This window comes from Actinomadura harenae (genome assembly GCF_003696215.1).
GTDB classification, from domain to species: Bacteria; Actinomycetota; Actinomycetes; order Streptosporangiales; family Streptosporangiaceae; genus Spirillospora; species Spirillospora harenae.
Window position 1 is genome coordinate 80,408 of the sequence record NZ_RFFG01000010.1, and the last position, 23,236, is coordinate 103,643.

General features: G+C 71.1%; 20 protein-coding genes. 14 read left to right on the top strand and 6 right to left on the bottom strand.

Features of this window, described 5'->3' with window-relative positions:
• The first annotated feature begins 105 nt into the window (after positions 1-105).
• The 8 genes from EBO15_RS07970 (at position 106) to EBO15_RS08005 (ending at position 10,727) form a co-directional block, all read left to right on the top strand.
• Positions 106-870, top strand: coding sequence for a DeoR/GlpR family DNA-binding transcription regulator (locus EBO15_RS07970; RefSeq protein ID WP_122193670.1), 765 nt, complete (start codon positions 106-108; stop codon positions 868-870).
• Positions 867-2,237 carry a 6-phospho-beta-glucosidase gene (locus tag EBO15_RS07975; protein ID WP_122193671.1) on the top strand — a complete coding sequence of 457 codons (1,371 nt, stop codon included), beginning with the start codon at positions 867-869 and terminating at the stop codon, positions 2,235-2,237. Before EBO15_RS07970 ends, EBO15_RS07975 begins: the two co-directional genes overlap by 4 nt.
• Entirely contained in the window at positions 2,234-3,358 is a 1,125-nt protein-coding gene (locus EBO15_RS07980; RefSeq protein WP_199744394.1) for a glycoside hydrolase family 76 protein, read from the top strand. The genes EBO15_RS07975 and EBO15_RS07980 overlap by 4 nt, the downstream gene beginning before the upstream one ends.
• A 104-nt stretch (positions 3,359-3,462) precedes the next feature.
• Positions 3,463-4,653, top strand: coding sequence for a carbohydrate kinase family protein (locus EBO15_RS07985; protein ID WP_122193672.1), 1,191 nt, complete (start codon positions 3,463-3,465; stop codon positions 4,651-4,653).
• A gap of 157 nt (positions 4,654-4,810) precedes the next feature.
• Entirely contained in the window at positions 4,811-6,169 is a 1,359-nt protein-coding gene (locus EBO15_RS07990) for an extracellular solute-binding protein (RefSeq protein ID WP_122193673.1), read from the top strand.
• Between the two features lie 93 nt (positions 6,170-6,262).
• Positions 6,263-7,237 carry a carbohydrate ABC transporter permease gene (locus tag EBO15_RS07995; RefSeq protein WP_122193674.1) on the top strand — a complete coding sequence of 325 codons (975 nt, stop codon included), beginning with the start codon at positions 6,263-6,265 and terminating at the stop codon, positions 7,235-7,237.
• Positions 7,234-8,025 (top strand): carbohydrate ABC transporter permease, encoded by a 792-nt coding sequence (locus tag EBO15_RS08000; RefSeq protein ID WP_122193675.1) that lies wholly within the window; start codon positions 7,234-7,236, stop codon positions 8,023-8,025. The genes EBO15_RS07995 and EBO15_RS08000 overlap by 4 nt, the downstream gene beginning before the upstream one ends.
• Positions 8,026-8,045: 20 nt before the next feature.
• The gene (locus EBO15_RS08005) at positions 8,046-10,727 is read left to right on the top strand and encodes a sugar-binding protein (RefSeq protein WP_122193676.1); all 2,682 of its coding nucleotides are present in this window, start codon (positions 8,046-8,048) and stop codon (positions 10,725-10,727) included.
• Between the two features lie 144 nt (positions 10,728-10,871).
• Here EBO15_RS08005 and EBO15_RS08010 read toward each other — a convergent pair whose 3' ends face one another.
• A complete protein-coding gene (locus EBO15_RS08010; protein ID WP_199744395.1) occupies positions 10,872-11,594 on the bottom strand; it encodes a GntR family transcriptional regulator in 723 nt (240 codons plus the stop codon).
• A 178-nt stretch (positions 11,595-11,772) separates the two neighbouring features.
• On the opposite strand from EBO15_RS08010, the gene EBO15_RS08015 reads away from it, so the two are divergent.
• From EBO15_RS08015 to iolD, 6 genes are read left to right on the top strand one after another with little or no spacing between them, the layout of a single operon-like run.
• Complete coding sequence (locus EBO15_RS08015; protein WP_122193677.1) at positions 11,773-12,765, top strand: Gfo/Idh/MocA family protein; 993 nt, start codon at positions 11,773-11,775, stop codon at positions 12,763-12,765.
• Positions 12,762-13,640 (top strand): TIM barrel protein, encoded by an 879-nt coding sequence (locus tag EBO15_RS08020; protein WP_122193678.1) that lies wholly within the window; start codon positions 12,762-12,764, stop codon positions 13,638-13,640. Before EBO15_RS08015 ends, EBO15_RS08020 begins: the two co-directional genes overlap by 4 nt.
• A gap of 17 nt (positions 13,641-13,657) precedes the next feature.
• Positions 13,658-14,626: a 5-dehydro-2-deoxygluconokinase gene (gene iolC, locus EBO15_RS08025; protein WP_122193720.1), complete on the top strand. Its 969-nt coding sequence runs from the start codon at positions 13,658-13,660 to the stop codon at positions 14,624-14,626.
• On the top strand, positions 14,623-15,513 hold the full coding sequence (locus tag EBO15_RS08030; protein ID WP_122193679.1) for a Cgl0159 family (beta/alpha)8-fold protein: 891 nt from the start codon (positions 14,623-14,625) through the stop codon (positions 15,511-15,513). Before iolC ends, EBO15_RS08030 begins: the two co-directional genes overlap by 4 nt.
• A complete protein-coding gene (gene iolB, locus EBO15_RS08035; protein ID WP_325051880.1) occupies positions 15,510-16,370 on the top strand; it encodes a 5-deoxy-glucuronate isomerase in 861 nt (286 codons plus the stop codon). The genes EBO15_RS08030 and iolB overlap by 4 nt, the downstream gene beginning before the upstream one ends.
• Positions 16,367-18,196 (top strand): 3D-(3,5/4)-trihydroxycyclohexane-1,2-dione acylhydrolase (decyclizing), encoded by a 1,830-nt coding sequence (gene iolD, locus EBO15_RS08040; RefSeq protein ID WP_122193680.1) that lies wholly within the window; start codon positions 16,367-16,369, stop codon positions 18,194-18,196. Before iolB ends, iolD begins: the two co-directional genes overlap by 4 nt.
• Before the next feature lie 91 nt (positions 18,197-18,287).
• Here the strand turns inward: iolD and EBO15_RS08045 are convergent, their stop codons facing one another.
• The 5 genes from EBO15_RS08045 to EBO15_RS08065 are packed head-to-tail and all read right to left on the bottom strand — an operon-like array spanning position 18,288 to position 22,971.
• On the bottom strand, positions 18,288-19,100 hold the full coding sequence (locus tag EBO15_RS08045; protein ID WP_122193681.1) for an urease accessory protein UreD: 813 nt from the start codon (positions 19,098-19,100) through the stop codon (positions 18,288-18,290).
• Entirely contained in the window at positions 19,097-19,786 is a 690-nt protein-coding gene (gene ureG / locus EBO15_RS08050; protein WP_122193682.1) for an urease accessory protein UreG, read from the bottom strand. Before ureG ends, EBO15_RS08045 begins: the two co-directional genes overlap by 4 nt.
• Before the next feature lie 24 nt (positions 19,787-19,810).
• Positions 19,811-20,485 carry an urease accessory protein UreF gene (locus tag EBO15_RS08055; RefSeq protein ID WP_122193683.1) on the bottom strand — a complete coding sequence of 225 codons (675 nt, stop codon included), beginning with the start codon at positions 20,483-20,485 and terminating at the stop codon, positions 19,811-19,813.
• A 22-nt stretch (positions 20,486-20,507) separates the two neighbouring features.
• Entirely contained in the window at positions 20,508-22,316 is a 1,809-nt protein-coding gene (locus tag EBO15_RS08060) for an urease subunit alpha (RefSeq protein WP_122193684.1), read from the bottom strand.
• The gene (locus tag EBO15_RS08065) at positions 22,309-22,971 is read right to left on the bottom strand and encodes an urease subunit gamma (protein WP_122193685.1); all 663 of its coding nucleotides are present in this window, start codon (positions 22,969-22,971) and stop codon (positions 22,309-22,311) included. The genes EBO15_RS08060 and EBO15_RS08065 overlap by 8 nt, the downstream gene beginning before the upstream one ends.
• Positions 22,972-23,236: the final 265 nt, after the last annotated feature.

The window sequence follows — 23,236 nt, forward strand, 5'->3', positions numbered from 1 at the left end:
GTGGCTTGACGGAGTCTTCGCACTTCAGGGGGTGGGATGACTGATTTTGAGCAACTTCTTCCCAGGTGGTGACTGACATCACGCACGGGTGTTACGTTCACCTGCGTGACATCGAGCAAGCGCCGTGCGCAGATCGTTTCGTCGGTCCGCACGAAGGGGGTGGCCTCGGTCAGGGAACTGGCCGAGAGCCTCAAGGTGAGCGAGTCGACGATCCGTCGTGATCTCGACGTGCTGGACCGCAACGGCGAGCTCGTGCGGACCTACGGCGGGGCCGCGTCCTCGCCGTCGCAGCAGGGGGCGCCGGAGATCTCCTTCGCCGCCTCGGCCGAGCGTGACAGCGAGGGCAAGGAGGCGGTGGCCCGCCGGGCCGCCGAGCTCGTCGAGGACGACATGGTCGTCGTGCTCGACATAGGCACCAGCACCCGGCTCATCGCCCGTCACCTGCGCGGCCGTCCGGTCACCGTCATCACCGCCAACCTGGCGGTGTTCGACGAACTGCGCGACGACGCCGCCGTCCGGCTGGTGCTGGTGGGCGGCGTGGTGCGGCGCAACTACCTCTCGCTCGTCGGGTCGCTCGCCGAGTCCGCGCTCCGCCAGGTCAGTGCCGACCTTGTGTTCCTCAGTTGCACCGGGGTGCGGTCCAACGGCCATGTCGTGGACGACATGGAGGTGGAGACCCAGATAAAGCGGGCGATGATCGAGGCCGCCGACCGGGTCGTCCTGGTGGCGTCCGAGACCAAGTTCCCCGGCACCGGGTCGTTGCGCGTGTGCTCCCTCGAGCAACTCGACACGCTGGTCACGACCGCCGGTGCCGATCCTCAGACTCTCGAGCTCTGCCGGCAGGCGGGTGGAAAGGTGATCATCGCATGAAGCTGGCCATTCTCGGCGGCGGTGGGTTCCGGGTGCCGTACGTGTACCAGGCACTGTTGCGCGACCAAGGCTCGCCGCGCATCGAAGAGGTCTGGTTGCAGGACTCCGATGCCGGACGCCTGGAGGGCATGGCGGCCGTGCTCGCGACGCTCGCCGACGGCGTGGCGGACGCGCCCAAGGTGTTCACCAGCACCGGGCTCGACAAGGCCCTGGAGGGCGCGGACTTCGTCTTCGCCGCCATCCGGGTCGGCGGGCTCGCCGGGCGGGTCTGCGACGAGCGGGTCGCGCTCGACCTGAACGTCCTCGGCCAGGAGACCACCGGCCCCGGCGGCCTGGCCTACGGGCTGCGCACGATTCCGGTGATGCTCGACATCGCGCGCCGGGTGAAGGCGCTGGCGCCGGACGCCTACGTCATCAACTTCACCAACCCGGCCGGGATGATCACCGAGGCTATGCGGGACGTGCTCGGCGACCGCGTGATGGGGATCTGTGACACCCCGTCCGGTCTCGGCACGCGGGTGGCCGCGGCGTTCGGTCTCGACCCGGCCCGCATCCAGCTCGACTACGTGGGACTGAACCACCTCGGCTGGATGCGCCGGATCATGCACGACGGCGTCGACATCATGCCCGCGCTGCTCGCCGACGACGACGTGCTCGGGTCGCTGGAGGAGGGCGTGGTCTTCGGCAACGAGTGGCTGCGCGACCTCGGCGTCATCCCGAACGAGTACCTGTACTACTACTACTTCAACCGGGAGGCGGTGCGGGCCACGCTGGACGCGTCGCAGACCCGCGGCGAGTACCTGGCCAAGCAGCAGTCCGCGTTCTACGAGCGGATCGCCGGCGCGTCCGGTGGCGCCGCCCTGGAGACGTGGCGTGAGACCGTGGCCGCGCGCAGCGCCAGTTACATGGCCGAGGTGAAGGGCGCGAGCGCCGGCGATGAGCTGGAGGACCACTCCGGTGTCGACCCGGTCGACCAGGGCTATGCGGGGGTCGCGCTGAGCGTGATGAACGCGATCAGCCGCAACGAGCGCGCCCAGATGATCCTCAACGTGGGCAACGGCTCGACCGTCACGGCGCTGCCCGGTGACGCGGTCGTCGAGGTGCCAGTGATGGTCGACGCGAACGGCGTGCACCCGCTGACGCTGACCCAGCCCGATCTTCACCAGACCGGGCTCATGCAGCAGGTCAAGGCCGTCGAGCGGCTGGTCATCAGCGCGGCGCGCAACGGCTCGCGCGCCGACGCCGCCAAGGCGTTCGCGCTGCACCCCCTGGTGGACTCCGTCTCGGTGGGGCGCCAGCTGCTGGACGGTTACATCGACCGCATTCCCGAGGTGGCCGCGGTCTTCGCGAAGGAGCGGACGCCGTGATCGGACGATGTCGGTCCCGCAGGCTCGGTGTGCTGGCCGCCGGGCTGGTGATGACGTTCCTGGCGGGCGTCGTCCCGGCCCAGGCCTCGCCTGGGAACGTTCCCGGGCGCCAGGACCGGGCGCGGGCGAGTGCGGCCGTGGACGCGATGATGGGCTTCTACGACCGTGAGTCGGGCCGCTGGGACGCCGACGCTCCGTGGTGGCAGTCGGGCAACGCGCTTCAGGCTCTGCTCGACTACATGGACAAGACCGGTGACCGCCGTCTCATGGACGCGGTGAAGAACACCGTCGCCCAGCAGCGCAAGCCTCTGCCCTGGTGGCCGGAGGGCGGCGGCGAGTTCCGCGCCGACTCCACCGACGACACCGGCTGGTGGGCCCTTGCCATGGTCCGGTTGTTCGACCTCACCCGCGACCGCCGGTACCTCGACATCGCGAAGGTCGACGAGGCCTACATCCGCGAGTACTGGGACAACACCTGCGGCGGCGGCGTCTGGTGGGACATCCCCGGCAAGAGCTACAAGAACGCGATCAGCCTGGAGCTCTACTTCTCCGTGCTCGCCTCGCTCCACAACCGCATCCCCGGTGACCGCGTGTACCTGGAGCGGGCTCGCGAGGCGTGGACGTGGTTCCAGCGCAGCGGGATGATCAACGGCGAGAACCTGGTCAACGACGGTCTCGCCACGCAGTCCGGCGGGTGCGTCAACAACGGCGGGACGACCTGGACCTACAACCAGGGCGTCGTCCTCGGCGGGCTCATTGAGCTCTACAAGGCGACCCACGACCGCTCTCTGCTGGTGGCGGCGCGGCGCATCGCCGACGCCGTCGTGAAGAGCCCTCGGCTGTCGCCGGGCGGGATCCTGACCGAGCCGTGCGAGGCGGCCGGCACGTGCAACGCCGACCAGGCGTCGTTCAAGGGGATCTTCGCTCGGAACCTCGCCGAGCTCGACCGGGTCCTGCCCGGTCATCCCTACCGCGGCTACCTCCGCGCGCAGGCGACCTCCTTGTACACCCACGGGCGGGACGGGCACGACCGGTACGGACTGAGCTGGTCCGGGCCGTTCGATCGCACGGACATCGCCCGGCAGGAGTCGGCCGTGTCGTTGCTGGTCGCCGTCCTCTGACCCGAGTGAGATCCCGGCCCGCCCCGGGATCTCACTCGACCAGAAATTGTCCTGACATTCGGTCAACCTGATCACCAACCCCGACTCCCACGTGAGGAGGCATCATGACAGCAGACACCCTGAACGGGACCACGCAGGCAGAGTCCGTCCGGGAGACCCCCGGGCAGGCGGTGGCCGGCCGTCCGCCCGAGCCGTCGCTCGCGGACCCGTGTTCCGAGCGCGACCTCGGCGGCGCGCTGCTGCGCCGCGCGGACGGCCAGCGTGACGCCGGGGAGGCACCCAGCCTGGACGTCTTTCTGAGCGGCCAGGTCTTCATGGACATGATCTTCACCGGGCTGCCCGGGCTGCCGCCCCCCGGCACCGAGCTGTTCACCGAGGGCCTCGGCTCGGCGCCCGGCGGCATCGCCAACATGGCGGTGGCGATGAGCAGGCTCGGCCTGCGCGTCGGCCTGGCGGCGCCGTTCGGCGACGACCTGTTCGGCTCCTACCTGTGGCGCACGCTCTCCGAGCAGGAGGGCGTCGACCTCGCCTGGTCGCGGCGGGTGGCCGAGTGGCCGACGCCCGTCACGGTCTCGCTGGCCTACGACTCCGACCGCAGCATGGTCACCTACGAGAAGCCCGTCCCGGACGGTGCCGCGGGCACGACTGCGCCGGACGCGCGGGCCTGCTTCATCGACATCGACGGTCCCGTTCCCGCCTGGGCCAAGGAGATGCGGCGCGGTGGCGCGCTGGTCTTCGCCGACCTGGGGTGGGACGCGACCGGGACCTGGTCGAGCGAGGTGCTGGACCGGCTGCGGGACGTGGACGTGTTCCTGCCGAACGCCGTCGAGGCGATGGCCTACACGCGCACGGACTCGCCCGAGGAGGCAGCCCGCGCGCTGTCGGAGCGGGTGCCGGTGGTCGTGGTGAAGCGCGGCGGGGACGGTGCGATCGCGATCGACTCCCGGACGGGCGAGGTCGCCGAGACCACGGCGCTTCCCGTCGAGGCGCTCGACGCGACCGGCGCGGGCGACGTCTTCGGGGCCGGGTTCATGTTCGGGACGCTGGCGGGTCTCCCGCTGCCCGAACGGCTGAAGTTCGCCAATCTCTGCGCGGGCCTGTCGGTCCGGCATCGCAGCGGGTCGCTGGGCGCGCCCTGCTGGGGTGAGATCGCCGCCTTCGGTGAGTCGGGGGAGATCCCCGAGGCCGCCCTCGAACCGTACGCCTTCGTCGTGGACTTCCTCCCCGAGGCGGCGACCGACACCGTCGTCCGGGCCGAGCCCACGCTTCGTGCCGAGCCCGTGCAGGCGTCCTGATCGGACGTCGCACACCACAGCACTACACAGAATCACCGCAGTACAGCAGAATCACCGCACCACAGTAGTAACAGCGCACCACAGCAGTAACGCGGCACCACGGCAGTAACGCCGCACCAAAGAACCAGAACGACCAGTACAGGAAGGAGCCGCTGAAATGCCGACACGATTGACGCGGGGGGCGGTCGCGACGGCCGCGGCCCTCGCGATGACGCTCGCCACCGCCTGCGCTCCGGGCTCGTCCAACGACAAGCCCGTGGACAAGGCGCCGAACGCCATCAGCACCGACGTGGCGAAGGCCGGCGACGTCACCCTCACCGTCTGGGACCAGGAGGTCCAGGGCGGGCTGAAGCAGCAGGTCGACACGCTCAACAAGCAGTTCATGGCCAAGTACCCGAACGTGAAGATCAACCGGGTGTCGCGGTCGTTCAGCGACCTGCAGAAGACGCTGCGGCTGGCGCTGTCGGGCAGCAACCCGCCCGACGTCGTCGAGGCCAACCAGGGCTACGCCAACATGGCCCAGTACGTGAAGGCGGGGATGCTGCTCCCGCTGGACTCCTACGACCAGGTCTACGGGTGGAAGAAGCGCTACCCCAAGGGCCTGATGGACCTGAACAGCGTCACCCCGGACGGCAAGCTCATCGGTTCGGGCAACCTGTACGGCGTCTCGCTGAACGGTGAGATCGTCGGCCTGTACTACAACAAGGAGAAGCTCGCCAAGCTCGGCCTCCAGCCGCCCAAGACCTGGGCGGAGTTCGACCAGGCCCTCGCCACCGCCAAGAGCAAGGGCGAGCTCCCGATCGCGTTCAACAACCTGGAGAAGCTGCCCGCGATGCAGCTGTACGGCATCATCCAGGACGGCCTGACCGACAAGGAGTCGGTCCGCAAGCTGGTCTTCGGCAACGGCGGTTCCTGGACCGACGGGCCGAACGTCCAGGCCGCGCAGAAGCTCTCCGACTGGGCCAAGCAGGGCTACCTCACCAAGGACCCCAACTCCCGCAAGTGGGACGACACCCCCGTCGACTTCGCCAAGGGCCAGGGCGTGTTCATGTTCGGCGGCACCTGGTGGGCCCCCGACCTCGCCGACCGCATGAAGGACAAGGTCGGCTTCGTCCTGCCGCCGGCCGCCCAGGCCGGCCAGCCCGTCTCGACCATGGGCGGCGAGAGCCTGCCGTGGTCGATCACCGCCAAGTCCAAGCACTCCGACGTGGCGGCGGCCTACATCAACTTCATCACCTCGCCCGAGGCCATGGACGTCTCCGTCGAGACCGGGAACCTGCCCGTGCTCGCCGCGCCGACCAAGCAGCCGTCGCTGCCGCTGATGAAGGAGGTGTCGACGGCCTGGGCCGAGCTGAGCAAGAACGACGGCACGACGCCCTACAACGACTACACCAGCCCCACGTTCACCGACGGGTTCGGTGGGCCGCTGCAGGAACTGGTCGCCGGTAGGAAGTCCGCCGAGGACGTCATGAAGGCGGCGCAGGACGACGCCGCCGCAGCCCAGAAGAAGAAGTAACGACCGTCCTCGCCGCCGGGAGCGCCGGGAACAGCCGCCCGGCGCCCCGGCGGCGAGATCGGGATAGATCGGCAGAGCCAAGGGAGTCCGCCCATGACGAGCGTCGCGCGGCAGAAGACCCGCAAGACCGGGGAGAAGCCGCCCGCCATCCGCGCCGAGCGCCGGGCGGGGGGCCGGGTGAAGAGCCGTGCCCCAGGCGAGTCACGCAACATCGGCTGGCTGTACATCCTGCCCGCGCTGCTGGTGTACGGGGCGTTCCTGCTCTGGCCGCTGGCGCGCGGCGTGCAGTTCTCGTTCTACAACTGGGACGGGCTCGGCAGCGCGACCTGGGCCGGGCTGTCCAACTACACCACCACCTGGACCGACCCGGCGCTGCGCGGTTCGTTCGGCCACCTGCTGGTCCTGATCGTCTTCTACTCGATCCTGCCGTGCTGCATCGCGTTCGTGCTGGTGGCCGCGATGTCGCGGACGAAGATCCGCGGCATGACGTTCTTCCGCACGGTGCTGTTCCTGCCGCAGGTCATCGCGATGGTCGCCGTGGCCGTGGCCTGGCAGTGGGTGTACTCCGCCGACGGCCCGGTCAACACCGTGCTCGGCTGGCTGCACGACGCCGGGCTGCCCGACTGGCGGCACGGCTGGCTGGGGGACTTCACCTTCGCGCTGCCGGCCGTGGGCCTGGTCGGCACCTGGGTCGAGATCGGTCTCGCGTTCGTCCTGTTCATGGCGGGCGTGCAGCGGATCCCGCGTGAGCTGTACGAGGCCGCCCGCATGGACGGGGCCGGGCCGGTCCGCGAGTTCTTCTCGGTCACGCTGCCGGGTCTGCGGCGCGAGCTCGCGGTGGCGCTGACGCTGACCACGACCATGTCCATCCGCAACTTCGACCTCATCTACATGGCCACCGGCGGTGGCCCGGGCAACGCCACCAAGGTGCCCGCGTACGAGGTCTACAACCGCACGTTCAACACCGGCGAGGTCGGCCTCGGGTGCGCGATCGGCATCACCATGGCGGTGCTGCTGTTCGCCGTCACCGCCGCCATCGGCCGCCTGGTGGAAGGGAAGGGCGAATGAGTTCGCGGCGTGAGCTGATCTTCAACCACGCGATCCTGACGCTGTTCGCGGTCATCGCGCTGTTCCCGATGTTCGGCGTGGCGGTCAAGGCGCTGCAGCTGCCGGACCTGGACCTCGGCGCGTTCTCCGCGGCGTGGCGCGACGGGCACTTCGCCACCTACCTGCGCAACAGCGTGATCGTCACCTCGATCACGGTGGTCCTGTCCGGGGTCCTGTCGATCATGGCCGGGTTCGCGCTGGGCACCATGCGGTTCCGCGGCGCCTCGGTGCTGTTCCTGCTGTTCCTGGCCGGGCTGACCATCCCCACCGAGACCATCGTGGTCCCGCTGTACTTCGACCTGCGGTCGATGGGCCTGGACAACAGCTACGCGGGGCTGATCCTGCCGCAGGTGGCGATGTCGGTGGCGTTCGGCACGTTCTGGATGCGCGCCTTCTTCCGCAGCGTCCCGCCGTCGCTGCTCGAGGCGGCCCGGATCGACGGCGCCTCCAGCTGGACCACGCTCTGGCGGGTGCTGGTTCCGGTGGGCAAGCCGGCGATCCTCACCATGGTGCTGCTGACCAGCATGTGGACCTGGAACGAGTTCCTGCTCCCGCTGGTGATCGTCAACTCCGACGAGGGGCTGCGCACCGCGCCCCTCGGGCTGTCCTTCTTCCAGGGCGCCCACAAGACCGACTACCCGCTGCTGATGGCGGGAGCGCTGATCATCGCGGCGCCCGTCATCGTCGTCTATGTCTTCCTGCAACGACAGTTCATCGCAGGAATGCTCTCGGGGGCCATCAAGGAGTGAGAACGAACAGGAGAGCTGATTTGCGCAAACTCACCCTGCCCGCCGTCCTGTCCGCGGCCTTGGCCGCTTCGGCGGTCACGCTGGTCGGCGTGCCCGCCCACGCGGCGGCACCGGTACAGGCCGACAAGGGACAGCTGGACGTGCTCTTCGTCGGGGCTCACCCCGACGACGAGGCCGGCTCGCTGTCGACTCTGGGCCAGTGGAACGAGTTCGACAAGGCACGGACCGGCGTCCTCACCGTCACCCGCGGTGAGGGCGGCGGCAACGCCGCAGGCAACGAGGAAGGTCCGCCGCTCGGCCTGCTTCGTGAGAGCGAGGAGCGGCGCGCGGTCGGCAAGGCCGGCGTCACCGACATCCACTACCTCGACAAGGTCGACTTCTTCTACACGGTCAGTGCCCCGCTGACCGACGACACGTGGGGGCACGACGCCACGCTGGAGAAGGTCGTGCGGCTCGTGCGCGAGACGCGGCCCAAGGTCATCGTGACCATGGAGCCCGCGCCGCTGCCCGGCCAGCACGGCAACCACCAGCAGGCGGCGCGCCTCGCGACCGAGGCGTACTTCGCCGCGGCCGACCCCAAGGCCTTCCCCTCGCAGCTGAGCAAGGAGAAGCTGACGGCCTGGTCGCCGGGCCGCCTGTTCGGCACGGGCGGGGCCTCCGGTCCCACCGGTCCGTCCTGCGCGAGCGGCCTGACCACCTCCAGCCCCGCCACCCTGTCCTACGGCGTGTGGGGCGGCCGTGCCTCCGCACGCAACGGCGGCAAGACCTGGGCGCAGGTCGAGCGCGAGGCGCAGCGGATGTACGTGAGCCAGGGCTGGGGCGGCTTCGGTGACGTGCCCGCGGACCCGGCCAAGGTCGGCTGTGACTTCTTCACCCAGATCCACAGCCGGGTGCCGTTCACGCTGGGCAACACCGACCCGGCGGCGATGCTCGAGGGCGCGGTGCAGCCGGCCAAGGGCGGGCTTCCGCTCGGCAGCCGGTTCTACCTGACGAGCGACTTCGGGGTCGGCGCAGGCCGCGCGTTCAAGGTGACCGCGCACGCCTCGTCGCCGAGCGCGCTGCGCGGCGCCAAGGCGGCGCTCACGGTGCCGTCCGGTTGGAACGTGACAGGCTCGGGCTCGCTCGGGACCGTCTCGGACGGCGAGAGCACCACCACGTTCACCGTGACGCCCTCGGCGGGCGCCGCGACCGGCCGCGTGCAGGTCGCCGCGACGCTCACCGCCGGCAAGGCCTCGGGGCAGACGTCCACGATGGTCGAGGTCCAGCCGCCCGTCACCGGGCTGCAGGAGCCGCTGCCGCGGGTCGCCGACTTCGACGCCTGGGCCGGCAAGAACGGCGTGCCCGCGCTCACCGGCCGGATGAAGCGCGTGCTCACGCTCGCGTCCGGCAAGTCGCGCAAGGTGCGGGTCGACCTGGCCAACACCACCGCGTCCGCGCAGTCGGGCACGGTGAAGCTGGGACTGCCGAAGGGCTTCTCGGCCGACGAGGACTCCAAGCCGTTCACGCTGGCGGCCGGGGCCAAGGGCGCGGCCACCTTCACCGTCACCAACACCGACGCCTCCCTGCCGACCTCCAACCAGGGCGGCTCCGGCGGCGACTACGACCTCACCGTGACCACGACCCCCTCCTCGGGCGCGGCCGACGTGGAGAAGGGCGGGCTCGAGCTCGTCCCGACCGCGGAGCTGGCCAAGGCGACGACCGCTCCGGTGGTCGACGGCAAGGAGTCGGCCGGCGAGTACCCGGGCCAGGAGATCGACCTGTCCCGCCTGTGGGAGGGCACGGCCTGCGACTCGGCCGCCGACTGCTCGGCGACCGGCAAGGTCTCCTGGACCGACGACGCGCTGTACGTGCTGGTCAAGGTCCGCGACGACAAGCAGGGCACCATCCTCGGAGCCGATGACTGCAAGCGTCACTGGCGTTCGGACTCGGTCGAGATCGCGATCGACCCGCGCGGCGACTCCGAGAACACCTCCACCACGTTCAAGACGGGGATCTTCCCGCAGATGTCGGACGGCAAGCCCTGCTTCGAGCGGGACGCCGACGCCCACCAGGGCACCGGCGCGGAGACGGCCCCCGGCATGCAGGTCGCCTCGGTCGTGAACGAGCCCTACGACGGCTACACCATCGAGGCGAAGATCCCGTTCAAGGACCTTCCGACCGCCGTGGACCCGGCGCGGATGGGCATGAACATCTTCGTGTACGACTCCGACACCCAGGACAAGACCGGCCAGACCCGTATCGGCTGGTCGACCTGGGGCGGCGTGCAGGGCGACCCGTACCGGTGGGCCCTCACCTCGCTGCCGGGCTACACCCCGCCCGCGGGGCTGCCGACGACGCCGCCGGCGCCGGTCATGCCGACCGACGCGGCCACCTCGGCGACCTCGCCGGAGTCGATCCTCCAGTCCGTGCGCACCGGCCTCCCGCTGGCGGCGACCGCCGCCGCGCCCGCGTCCGACACCGCGCGGATCGTGGGCAAGCCGAAGGTCTCCGGTGGCTCGGTCACCTTCAAGCTGCAGGCGACCGGGCCGGGCACGGCGCACGTCCTGGTGTGGGACGGCAAGGTGCTCGGAAGCAAGAAGGTCGACATCGCCCGTGCGGGTGTCCAAACCGTGACGGTGCCGGGTGCGACCGGCTCGCTGACCGTCGCGTTCGAGGCCGCGAAGGGAGGCACGGCGAGCAGCGCCGCGCAGCTGACCGGCTGACATGACGCCGCGGTCGCCGGTCCGGGCAGGTCCCGGGCCGGCGACCGCGGCCGACGTCCGCTGAGGGCCCGTGGCCGACGTCCGTTATGGCGGACGTCCGCCGCGGGCTTCACGGCGGACGGCCGCCGCGGGCCTCGCGGCGGACTACTTGCCGACGAGCGTGTGCGAGAAGGAGTAGCGGTCGGCCCGGTAGACGTGGGTGCCGAACTCCACGGCGATCCCCTTGTCGTCGAAGGCCGTCCGGGTCATGGTGAGCAGGGGGGTGCCCCGGCGCTCGTCCAGCAGCCTCGCCTCGGCGGCGGTCGCGGCGCGCGCGCCGATGGTCTGGTGGGCGATCCGCAGATTGACCCCCGCGCCGCGGAACGTCTCGTACAGGCCGTGCGCCTCCAGATGGGCCGCGGTGACGTCGATCAGCCGGAGGGGGACGATGTTGGTCATCAGCGCGAGGGGCTCGCCACCGGTGAGGCGCAGCCTGCGGATCCGCAGCACGTCGGTGCCCGCCGCGATGCCGAGCTGCTCGGCGGCCTCCGCGTCGGCGGGAACGGTCTCGAGCTCCAGGACCTGCGTGCGGGGTTCCCGCCCGTCGGAGGTGAGGTCGTCGTGGAGGCTGGACAGCTCGATCGGCCGCCGCACCTGGGACTGGACCACCTGCGTCCCGACGCCCCGCTTGCGGACCAGCAGCCCCTTGTCGACCAGGTGCTGGATCGCCTGCCGCACGGTCGGCCGGGAGAGCCGGTAGCGCGCCGCCAGGTCGAGTTCGTTCTCGAGGCGGGCGCCGGGTGGCAGCTCGCCCGCGCGGATCGCGGCCTCGAGCTGCTGGGCGACCTGGAAATAGAGCGGGACCGGGCTGCCCCGATCGAGCGTCACGGTGGGTCCTTGCACGTGAGGAGGATAGCGGACGACACGCACCCTGGCCTTGAAGTCCTTATGTCAGGACAAACTATTGACAGTGCTTGGAGCGTTCCATGAGACTTGATCACGCCGGCGTGGGCGCCGGCGACAGCATGGAGAAGGCGCGGATGAGGCGAACGAGAGGCGCAGCCACATGAGGGTCGGACTGGCAGGTGCGGGACGGATCGGAGCCGCACACGCCGAGACGTTGAAGGGCCTGGCCGATGAGGTCGTCATCGCCGACGCCGACGCCGGGCGTGCCCGGGAGGTCGCCGGGAAGCTCGGCGCCACGGCCGTGGACGGGGTGGACGAGCTGTTCTCCTCCGGCCTGGACGCCGTGGTCGTCGCCACGCCGACCGCCTCGCACGCCCCCCTGGTGATCAGGGCGGTCGAGGCGGGGCTGCCGGTCTTCGTCGAGAAGCCGCTCGCCGCGGACCTCGATGGAACGATCCAAACGCTGACCGCGCTGCGCGGCTCCGACGTGCCGGTGCAGATCGGCTTCCAGCGGCGCTTCGACCCGGGCCACGTCGCCGCGCGCGACGCGGTGGCCTCCGGCCGCCTCGGCTGGGTGCACACCGTGCGCTCGATGACCCTCGACCGCGTCCCGCCGCCGGACGACTACATCCCGAACTCCGGCGGTCTCTTCCGCGACTGCTCGGTCCACGACTTCGACGCCGTGCGGTTCGTCACCGGACGCGCGGTCACCGAGGTGACCGCGACCGGCGCCAACCACGGGCCGGGGCCGTTCGCCGCGTCCGGCGACGTCGACACCGGCTCGGCCATGCTCACGCTCGACGACGGCACCATCGCCGTCGTCTCCGCCACCCGGTACAACGCGGCCGGCTACGACGTGCGGCTGGAGGTCCTCGGCTCGCTCGCCGGCATCGTCGCCGGCCTGGACGACCGGACCCCGCTGTCCCCGGCCGGCGACGGCCTCCGCCCCTCGGGCCCGGCGCACAGCGGGTTCCTCGAAAGGTTCGCCGAGGCGTACGCCGCCGAACTGCACGCCTTCGCCGCCATGGTCAAGGGCGGCGGCGCGAGCCCCTGCCCGCCCGAGGAGAGCCTGGAGGCGTTCTACGTGGCCGAGGCATGCGAGATCTCCCGCCGCGAGCGGCGCACCGTCACGATCGAGGAGGTACGCCGATGAGCATCGACATCGCCGCCGGACGCGTCGCCGCAGCCCCCATCTCCTGGGGCGTCTGCGAGGTTCCCGGCTGGGGCCACCAGATGGAGCCCGAGCGGGTGCTGGCCGAGATGCGCGACCTCGGAATCAGCGCGACCGAGTTCGGCCCCGACGGCTTCCTGCCCGCCGACCCCCGCGACCGGACCGCACTGCTGGCCGCCCACGGGCTCGCCCCCGTCGGCGGCTTCGTCCCGCTCGTGCTGCACGACCCGGGCCTCGACCCGATGCCGGAGCTGGTGCGCGCGCTCGACGCGTTCGGCGACCCGGGCGCCACGGCGGTCCTGGCCGCCGTCACCGGCCTGGACGGCTACGACGAGCGGCCCGTCCTGGACGCCGACAACTGGAAGACCCTGTTCCACAACCTCGACCGCGCCGCGGCTTACGCCGCCGAACGCGGCCACCGCGCGACCCTGCACCCGCACGTCGGCACGGTCGTCGAGCGGCGCGAGGAGGTCGACCGGGTACTGGCGGGATCGCACATCCCGCTCTGCCTGGACACCGGGCACCTGCTGATCGGCGGCACCGACCCGCTGGAACTGGCCCGCTCGGCCGCCGCGCGGATCTCCCACGTGCACCTCAAGGACGTCGACGCGGCGCTCGCCGGCACCGTCCAGGCGGGACGCGCGACCTACACCGAGGCGGTCCGCGACGGCATCTACCGTCCGCTCGGCCACGGCGACATCGACATCGCGGGCATCATCGCCTCGCTCGAGAACGCCGGCTACGACGGCTGGTACGTCCTCGAACAGGACACCATCCTGGAATCCGAGCCCGCGGCGGACGCCGGCCCGCTCAGCGACGTGCGCACCAGCCTGGCCTTCCTCGGAAGGACGCCGTGACCTTCGACCTCATCACCATGGGCCGGGTCAGCGTGGACCTCTACCCGCTCCAGACCGGCACCCGGCTCGAGGACGTCGAGTCGTTCGGCAAGTTCCTCGGCGGCAGCCCCACCAACGTCGCGGTCGCCGCGGCCCGCCACGGCGACCGCACCGCGGTGATCACCCGGACCGGCCAGGACCCGTTCGGCCGGTTCATCCACCGCAAGCTCGGGGAGTACGGCGTGGACGACCGGTTCGTCACCGGCGTCCCCGGCCTGCCGACGCCCCTGGCGTTCTGCGAGATCTTCCCGCCCGACGACTTCCCGCTCTACTTCTACCGGCACCCCAAGGCGCCCGACCTGGAGATCCGCCCGGACGAACTCGACCTCGACGCCATCGCCGACGCCCGGATCTTCTGGGCGACGGTGACCGGCCTGTCCCAGGAGCCGAGCCGGGAGGCGACGCTGACCGCGCTCGCCGCCCACCCTGGCACGACCGTCCTGGACCTGGACTGGCGGCCGATGTTCTGGGAGTCGCCCGACGAGGCCAAGGACTTGGTCGCCCGCGCGCTGGAGCACACGACCGTCGCGGTCGGGAACCTGGAGGAGTGCGAGGTCGCGGTCGGCGAACGCGAGCCGCACGCCGCCGCCCGCGCGCTGCTGGACCGGGGCGTGTCCATCGCGATCGTCAAGCAGGGGCCGCGCGGCACGCTCGCCGCGTCGGCGGACGGGATCGTCGAGGTCCCGCCGACACCGGTGGAGGTGGTGAACGGCCTCGGCGCCGGCGACGCCTTCGGCGGCGCCCTCTGCCACGGCCTGCTGCACGGCTGGGACCTCGAGCGGATCGTCCGCTTCGCCGGAGCCGCCGGGGCGATCGTCGCGTCGCGGCTCGCCTGCGCGGACGCGATGCCCGATTCCGGCGAGGTCGAACGCCTGCTCGCCGCAACCGGCCCATCCGCCGAAACCGGCCCGCCTGCCGAAACCGACGACAAGGAGAGCACGGTTTGAACACCCGCACGTTCGCCGAACGCCACGCGGAGCTGATCGAGACCCGGGCCGCCTGGCCCGGCGCGATCGCCGAGGCCGCCGCCCGCCGCGCGCGGCCCGCCGTCCCGCTCGGCGCCGCGGGCAAACTGATGATCATCGCGGCCGACCATCCGGCGCGCGGGGCGCTGCGTGCCGGGTCCGACCCGCAGGCCATGGGCAACCGCCGCGACCTCCTCGAGCGGATCTGCGCCGGCCTCGCCCGGCCGGGCGTGCACGGCGTCCTGGCCACCCCCGACATCATGGAGGAGCTCCTCCTGCTCGGGGAACTGGACGGCAGGTACGCCATCGGATCGATGAACCGGGGCGGCCTGGCCGGAGCCTCGTTCGAGATCGACGACCGGTTCACCGCCTACAACGCGTCCTCGATCGCCGCCGGCGGCCTGGACGGCGGCAAGATGCTGCTGCGCGTCGACCTCGACGACCCGGCGACCGCCCCGACACTGGAGAACTGCGCGAACGCGGTCACCGAACTCGCCGGACGCGGCCTCCCCGCGATGGTGGAACCGTTCCTGTCCACGCGGCGCGACGACGGGAAGATCACCAACATCCTCACTCCCGAGGCGATGACCAAGGCCATCTCGATCGCGTCCGGGCTCGGCACCACCTCCGCCCACACCTGGCTGAAGGTGCCCGTGGTCGACCGGATGGACGAGGTCATGGAATCCTCGACACTGCCCGCCCTGCTGCTGGGCGGCGAGGTGCCCGACGACTCCGAGGCCGCCCTGGCAGGCTGGAAGGCGGCCCTGGACCTGCCGACCGTGCGCGGACTGGTCGTCGGCCGATCCATGCTGTACCCGCCCGGCGACGACGTCGCGGGCGCCGTCGACGCCGCGGTGGCGCTGCTGTGAACGGAGAGGTGTCCATGGAGGTCACACCGCAGAGCGCGGGCTGGGAGTACTCGGGCCTGCGCGTGGTGACACTCGCCGCGGGGGAGGAGATCACACTGGAGACCGGGGAGTCGGAGACCCTCGTGCTCCCGCTCGCCGGATCGTGCGTGGCCACGGTCGGCGTCCCGGCCGACGAGATCGCCGTGACGTTCGAACTCCAGGGCCGTCCCGACGTCTTCTCCCGCGTCACCGACTTCGCCTACGCGCCGCGCGACGCCTCGATCGTCCTGTGGTCCAAGGACGGCGGACGGTTCGCCCTGCCGTCCGCGCGCTGCGAGCGGCGCCTCCCGCCCCGCTACGGGCCCGCCGGGAAGGTTCCGGTGGAGCTGCGCGGCGCCGGGCAGATGACCCGCCAGGTGAACAACTTCTGCACCCCCGAGGCGTTCGAGGCCGACAAGCTCATCGCGTGCGAGGTGCTGACGCCGGGCGGCAACTGGTCGTCCTACCCGCCGCACAAGCACGACGAGCACACCGAGCACGAATCGGTGCTGGAGGAGATCTACTACTTCGAGGTCGCCGACGCCCCGAACGGCGGGGCGGGCATGGCCTACCAGCGGGTCTACGGCACCACCGACGTGCTCGAAGAGGTCCGCACCGGCGACGTCGTGCTGATCCCCCACGGATGGCACGGACCCTCCATGGCCGCGCCCGGCCACGACCTCTACTACCTGAACGTGATGGCGGGACCGGGCGAGGAACGCGCCTGGAAGATCTGCGACGACCCGGCCCACACCTGGATCCGCGACACCTGGACGGACCAGCCGACCGACCCGAGGCTGCCGATGAGCTCGGCCGCCGGACCCGAGGGGGATCGATGACCGAGACCGTGCGACTGACCGTCGGGCAGGCGATCGTCCGCTTCCTGGCGAACCAGTGGACCGAACGGGACGGCGAACGGCACCGGTTCTTCGCCGGCTGCTTCGGCATCTTCGGCCACGGCAACGTGGCAGGACTCGGACAGGCGCTGCTGGAGTACGGCGACGAACTGCCCTACCGGGCCGCGCGCAACGAGCAGGCGATGGTCCACGCGGCCGTCGGCTACGCGCGCACTCACGACCGGCTCCGCGCGTTCGCCTGCACGACCTCCGTCGGACCCGGCGCGACCAACATGGTCACCGGCGCCGCCCTCGCGACCATCAACCGCATCCCCGTGCTGCTCCTGCCGGGCGACGTCTTCGCCACCCGCGTGTCCAACCCGGTCCTCCAGGAGCTCGAGGACCCGCGCTCCTACGACGTCTCGGTCAACGACTGCTTCAAGCCGGTCTCACGCTACTGGGACCGGATCAACCGGCCCGAGCAGCTCCCGAGCGCGCTCCTCGCCGCGATGCGCGTCCTGACCGATCCGGCCGAGACCGGCGCGGTCACCCTCGCGCTGCCCCAGGACGTGCAGGCCGAAGCACACGACTGGCCGGCGGAACTGTTCGCCGAGCGGGTCTGGCGGGTCGCCCGCCCGGTGCCCGAGCCCGCCCTCATCGAGGACGCCGCCGCACTGCTGCGCAACGCCGAGCGTCCCCTCATCGTGGCGGGCGGCGGCGCCATCTACTCGCGCGCGACCGCAGCACTGCGTGAGTTCGTCGAGGCCACCGGCATCCCCGTGGCCGAGACCCAGGCGGGCAAGGGCGCGCTGACCTGGGACCACCCGGCCTCGGTGGGCGCGATCGGCGCGACCGGCACCACCGCCGCCAACGCCCTGGCCCGCGACGCCGACGTCGTCCTGGGCATCGGCACGCGCTACAGCGACTTCACCACGGCCTCCCGCACCGTGTTCGCCCGTCCGGGCGTCCGCTTCATCAACCTCAACGTCGCCGCGCCGGACGCCGCCAAGCACGCGGGCCTGCCGCTGACCGCCGACGCCCGCGCGGGACTGGAAGCCCTCCGGACGGCGATGACCGGACACGCCGTCACCGCGTCCTACCGCGACGAGATCGCCGAACGCGTCACCCGCTGGAACGAGGCGGTCGACCGCGCCTACGCGCCGACCCGCGGGCCCCTCCCCGCCCAGCCGGAGATCATCGGCATCGTCAACGAGGTCAGCGGCCCGCGCGACGTCGTGGTGTCCGCCGCCGGATCGATGCCGGGAGACCTCCACAAACTGTGGCGGACCCGCGACCCCAAGGGCTACCACGTCGAGTACGGCTTCTCCTGCATGGGCTACGAGATCGCCGGAGGCCTCGGCGTGAAGCTCGCGGCACCCGACCGCGAGGTCTTCGTCATGGTCGGCGACGGCTCGTACCTGATGATGGCCCAGGAACTCGTGACCGCCGTCGCCGACGAGATCAAGCTGGTCGTCGTCCTGGTCCAGAACCACGGCTTCGCCTCGATCGGCAACCTGTCGGAGTCGGTCGGCTCACAGCGGCTCGGCACCCAGTTCGAACTGCCCGGCGACCTGGCCGCGAACGCCGCCGCGCTCGGCGCCGACGTCCTGCGCGCGACGACCGCCGAGGAGTTCCGCACCGCCCTGACCAAGGCCCGCGACAGCACCCGCACCACGGTCGTCCACGTCGAGACCGACACCTCCACCGGCGCCCCGGACAGCGAGGCATGGTGGGACGTCCCGGTCGCCGAGGTCTCCAACCTGGACTCCACCAACCAGGCCCGCACCCGCTACGAGGAGAACCGCAAGGCCCAGCGGCCCTTGATCTGATCCGGGCGCGCCTCCGTCCGGGGGACCAGCCCGGACCGCCCGGCCACCGTGCCGACCCAGATTCCTGGACTGCGTGCACCCGAACCTGTGGTCAGCCGTTCGGGAGACCGAGGTGGGCGAATGCGGCGTCGAGGCAGCGTTGCAGGTCGCCGGCGTCCGGAGCCACTGCGGTGAGCAGGACGCCAGGGCCGGCCAGTGGGGTGATGACGCCGTGTGCGCGTACGGGGATGTCGTCGAGTATCTGCGTATCGGGTTGAGGGTCGCGGTAGGCGGGGTCGATGACGAGGAGTTGGCCTACGGCGTGGTTGCCGGCCAGCACGGCGGGGCCGTCCCAGCCGGGGAGGCCGGGGCCGTAGGCGCTGTGCTGGTCCAGTAGCGTCCGTCCTCCGTGGCGGACGGTGATGCGGCTGGTCAGCCGACCGCTGGGTTCGTGTGCGCGGCCGAGGATCTGCTGTTCGCTGAGGACGAGCCGGGCGGTGGGGGCGAGGTCGATGCGGATGTGCTGGCGCAGGTCGCTGCCTGCGGCCGAGATGACGGGCTCTGGCAGCCAGCGCAGTCGCGCGTGGTCCGCGACGCGCAGATTCACGCCGAGGGCGGCGTGCCTGGGGACGGGCCCAGGTAGTGCGACCGTGGCGGCGGCGGAGGTGACGTGCAGGTCCGCGCCCGGCCCGACGATCACCTCGGTGTTCAGGCGGTCGCCGTTGTGCGGGGCGCTCATGGTGTTCAGGATGCAGATGTGCGCCTGGGAGCCGTACGGGCGGAGCCGGCGGAACGAGAAGGGGCCGTCGCTGTGGAGTAATGGCAGGTCGGTGGCTCCGTCCGCGGCTTCGGCCGTGATGCGGGCGGTGGCGTTCAGCGTGTAGGGAGTCTGCGCGGCTTTGGCGGTGGGCGGCGCTGTGGTCATGACCGGGCCGCGGTCAGGTCGGCGAGGCGGCGGCAGACCCAGTCGGCGACGGGTTCGATGCCGTGTTGGTCTTTGAGGCAGGTGAGGACGACGGGCAGGGAGCCTCGTGCGGCCCTGGCGTCGCGTTCCATGGCGCTGAGATCGGCGCCGACATGCGGGGCGAGGTCGGTCTTGTTGATGACCAGCAGGTCGGCGGTGGTGACGCCGGGGCCGCCCTTGCGGGGGATGTCGTCTCCGCCGGCGACGTCGATGAGGAAGATCTGATGGTCGATCAGGCCCTTGGAGAAGGTGGCGGTGAGGTTGTCCCCGCCGGATTCGATCAGGACGAGGTCGAGGTCCCCGATGCGTTCCTGAAGGTCTTCGACGGCTTCGAGATTGGCGGAGATGTCGTCGCGGATGGCGGTGTGCGGGCAGGCGCCGGTCTCCACCGCGGTGATCCGTTCGGGGGGCAGCACGGCTTGGCGCAGCAGGGCTTCGGCGTCCTCGCGGGTGTAGATGTCGTTGGTCACCACCGCGATGGACAGGGTGTCGCGCAGGCGCCTGCAAAGGGCCGCGACGGTGGCGGTCTTGCCGGCGCCCACCGGTCCGCCCAGGCCGATGCGCAGCGGGCCGGAACGGCCGCCGGGGCGGGGAGCGGTGGGAGGGATGATGTCGGTGAGGGCCGGGTCGGTGTGGTGCAGGTGCATGGCGCGCTCCGGGTGTGGCGGTGGTCAGCTGGCGAACAGGCGTACCGGCCAGGCCGCGTGTTGTTCGGCGGTGATGTCCAGCAGGGGTGCGGACGCGGCGGGCAGCGCGTCCACCCCGTCCGCCGGTAGTCGTGCGGCGTGGCCGGCGGCCTCACCGGCGACGTTCTCCATGTCGCCGGTGAGGCGGGCGGTGACGGCGGTGGCTTCGAAGGGGTCGAGGCCGAGTAGGCGGATCGCGGCGGTCACGGGGCCGCTGACGCTGTCGTAGGCGGCGGCCCGGGCGGCGTCGTGCGGGGTCAGTCCGGCCGCGCGTGCGGCGAGGCCCATGACGATGGGTTGGTGCGCGCCGGCAGGCAGTGCCGCGGCCAGGCGGTCCAGTTCGGGATCGGGCCAGGTGGTGCGGACGGCGCGCATCAGCTGGCGGCCGAGCTTGCGCGCAACTCGGCGGAGTGCGGGGGAGGGGGTCCGTGCGTCGGCGGCGGCGTCCAGGAGCAGCGGATCGTACCCGGTCGCCGCCGCGGCCGCCAGGGAGGCCGCGACCAGGCCGGTGGTGGCCAGCCGTCCGCGGCAGAAGTCCTCCAGGGTCGCGGTGTCGTGGACGCGCCCGGCGGCGATGGCGGCCTCGGCCCCTCCGGAATGCGCGTGCCCTCCGGACGGGAAGCGGCCGTCACCGAGGATCAGCAGTGACACCGAGCTCATCATGGCTCCAGGGGGTGGCCGGTCAGAACAGGAAGTACCGCTGGGCCATGGGGAGTTCGGTGCGGTAGTCCGGTGCGACGGTGTCCTCGCCGACCTCCACGTCGACGTCTCCGGTCCTGTCGTCCTGCTCGGAGGTCCCGCCGCTGCCGTCGATGACCACGGTGAAGCTGTCGGTGTTGACGTCGATGCGCGGGAGGGCGTCGTTCTCGCGCATGTCGGCCTTGGTCAGGCCCCGCGTGCTGGTGATCGTCTCGAAGGGTTTCCGGAGCCCGGGGACATCGGCGTCGAAGTGCCCGGAGACGAAGTTGACCGAGTTGCCGCCCGGGGCGTGCCCGAGCGCGCCGAACATGCGGCGGGGAAGGATCGGCTGTGGGGTGGGGATGGAGGCGTTCGCGTCACCGACCTGGGCGTAGGCGATCTGCCCGCCTTTGATCACCAGGTGGGGCTTGACGCCGAAGAACGCCGGCTCCCACAGGACCAGGTCCGCGAGCTTGCCGGTCTCCACCGAGCCGACCTTGTGGGCGATGCCCTGGGCGATGGCGGGATTGATGGTGTACTTGGCGACGTAGCGGCGCGCTCGCAGGTTGTCCGCGGCGCCGTCTCCGTCCAGCGGGCCGCGCTGTCGCTTCATGACGTGGGCGGTCTGCCAGGTCCGCAGGATCATCTCGCCGATGCGTCCCATCGCCTGGGCGTCGGAGGACATGATGGAGATGGCGCCCATGTCGTGCAGCAGGTCTTCGGCCGCCATCGTGGAGGGGCGGATACGGGAGTCGGCGAAGGCCAGATCCTCCTTGATCTTCGGGTTGAGGTGGTGGCAGACCATCACCATGTCGATGTGCTCGGTGACGGTGTTGACCGTCAGCGGACGGGTCGGGTTGGTGGACGCGGGCAGCACGTTCGGATGCGACGCCATCTCGATCATGTCCGGTGCGTGGCCGCCTCCCGCCCCCTCCACGTGGAAGGCATGGATGCAGCGCCCGCCGATGGCCTCCAGGGTGCTTTCCAGGAATCCGGCCTCGTTCAGCGTGTCGGCGTGGATGGCCAGCTGCGCACCGGACTCCTCGCACACCTGCAGGCAGGCGTCGATGACGGCGGGTGTGGCGCCCCAGTCCTCGTGGACCTTGAACCCCATGACGCCCGCGCGAAGCTGATCGCGCATCGACTCCTTGGACATCGTGGCGCCCTGACCGAGCAGCCCGATGTTGACTGCGGAGCCGTCCAGCGCCTCCAGCAGCGTGGCGATGTGCCAGGAACCCGAGGTGACGGTCGTGGCCTTACTGCCTTCGGCGGGGCCGGTGCCGCCGCCGATCAACGTGGTGACGCCCGAGCCGAGCGCTTCGTCGAGTTGTTCGGGACAGATGAAGTGGACGTGGGTGTCCACCCCGCCGGCGGTGAGGATCTTGCCGTTGCCGGAGATGATCTCGGTCTCCGGGCCGATCACGATGTCGGAGGCGACCGGGTGATCGTCGTGCCGCCGGTTCATCGTCTCGGGGTTGTACGCCTTGCCCATGGCGGCGATGTGGCCGTCGCGCAGCGCGACGTCGGCTTTGACGACGCACCAGTGGTCCAGGATCACCACTCCGGTGATCACCGTGTCCGGGGCGTTCCCCGCGCGGGGGACGCAGGACTGGCCCATCGATTCGCGGATCACCTTGCCGCCGCCGAACACCACCTCGTCGCCGCTGTGGCCCGGGCCGCCCGCCCAATCCTCGGTGATCTCGATCCGCAGGTCGGTGTCGGCGAGCCGGATCCGGTCGCCCACGGTCGGCCCGTACAGGTCCGCGTACTCGGCGCGTTCCAGCCGGGGACGGCACACCTCGGGCTCAGTCATGCAGCTCGCCTCCGACCAGTCCGCGCAGTCCCATGACGATCCGGTCTCCCTGCAGTGGCACCAGATCGACCTCGACACGGCAGGCCGTCTCGAAGCGCCGCGACTTGCCGGCGGGGATGTTCAGGCGCCTGCCGTACGCGCACTCCCGGTCGGGCGCCGCGTCCAAGGCCTGCAGCGGCCGGATCTCCAGCGCCGGGTTCACCTCGTAGAAGTGGTAGTGGGAGCCGACCTGCACCGCGCGGTCCCCGGTGTTGCGGACCTCGACCCGCGTCACCGGCAGCCCTTCGTTGACCAGCACCGGCCCGGCCGACTCGGGGTGCTCGACCTGCCCGGGACCGGTCACGTCGGGCCTGGTGGGGATGGGGTCGGTGATGGTCACCAGTTTGGTGCCGTCCGGGAAGGTCGCCTCAACCTGGATCATCTCGATCATCTCGGGAACGCCCTGCAACACGTCCTGGCGGGTGAGCACGCCGCGCCCCGAGGACATCAGCTCCCGCACGGTCCTGCCGTCCCTGGCCCCCTCCAGCACGTGCGCGGTCAGCAGCGCCACGACCTCGGGATAGTTCAGCCGGAGCCCCCGAGCCCGGCGCTTGGCGGCCACATCGGCGGCCACATGGATCATCAGGCGTTCCTGCTCATGATGGGTCAGATGCACGTCTTCCTCCTCATCCCCGTCCCGTTCGCCCCCGCGGTCACGCCGTCGGATCGGCGCGGCATGAAGGTGGCGTGGAGACGGCCGGACGCTCCGTGGAGCGCGCGGATGCCATCACCGAGATGACGTCCCTCGGGAGTCAGAGTGTCGCTTATGGTGATGTTGGTTGAAAGGTCCCCTTTAGCCACTCTGGACTCACTGTTCCGAGGGGTAACGCTGGCCACAGGGGTCGAGCGGAAGCCGAAAGAGCAACGGCACGAGGACCTGC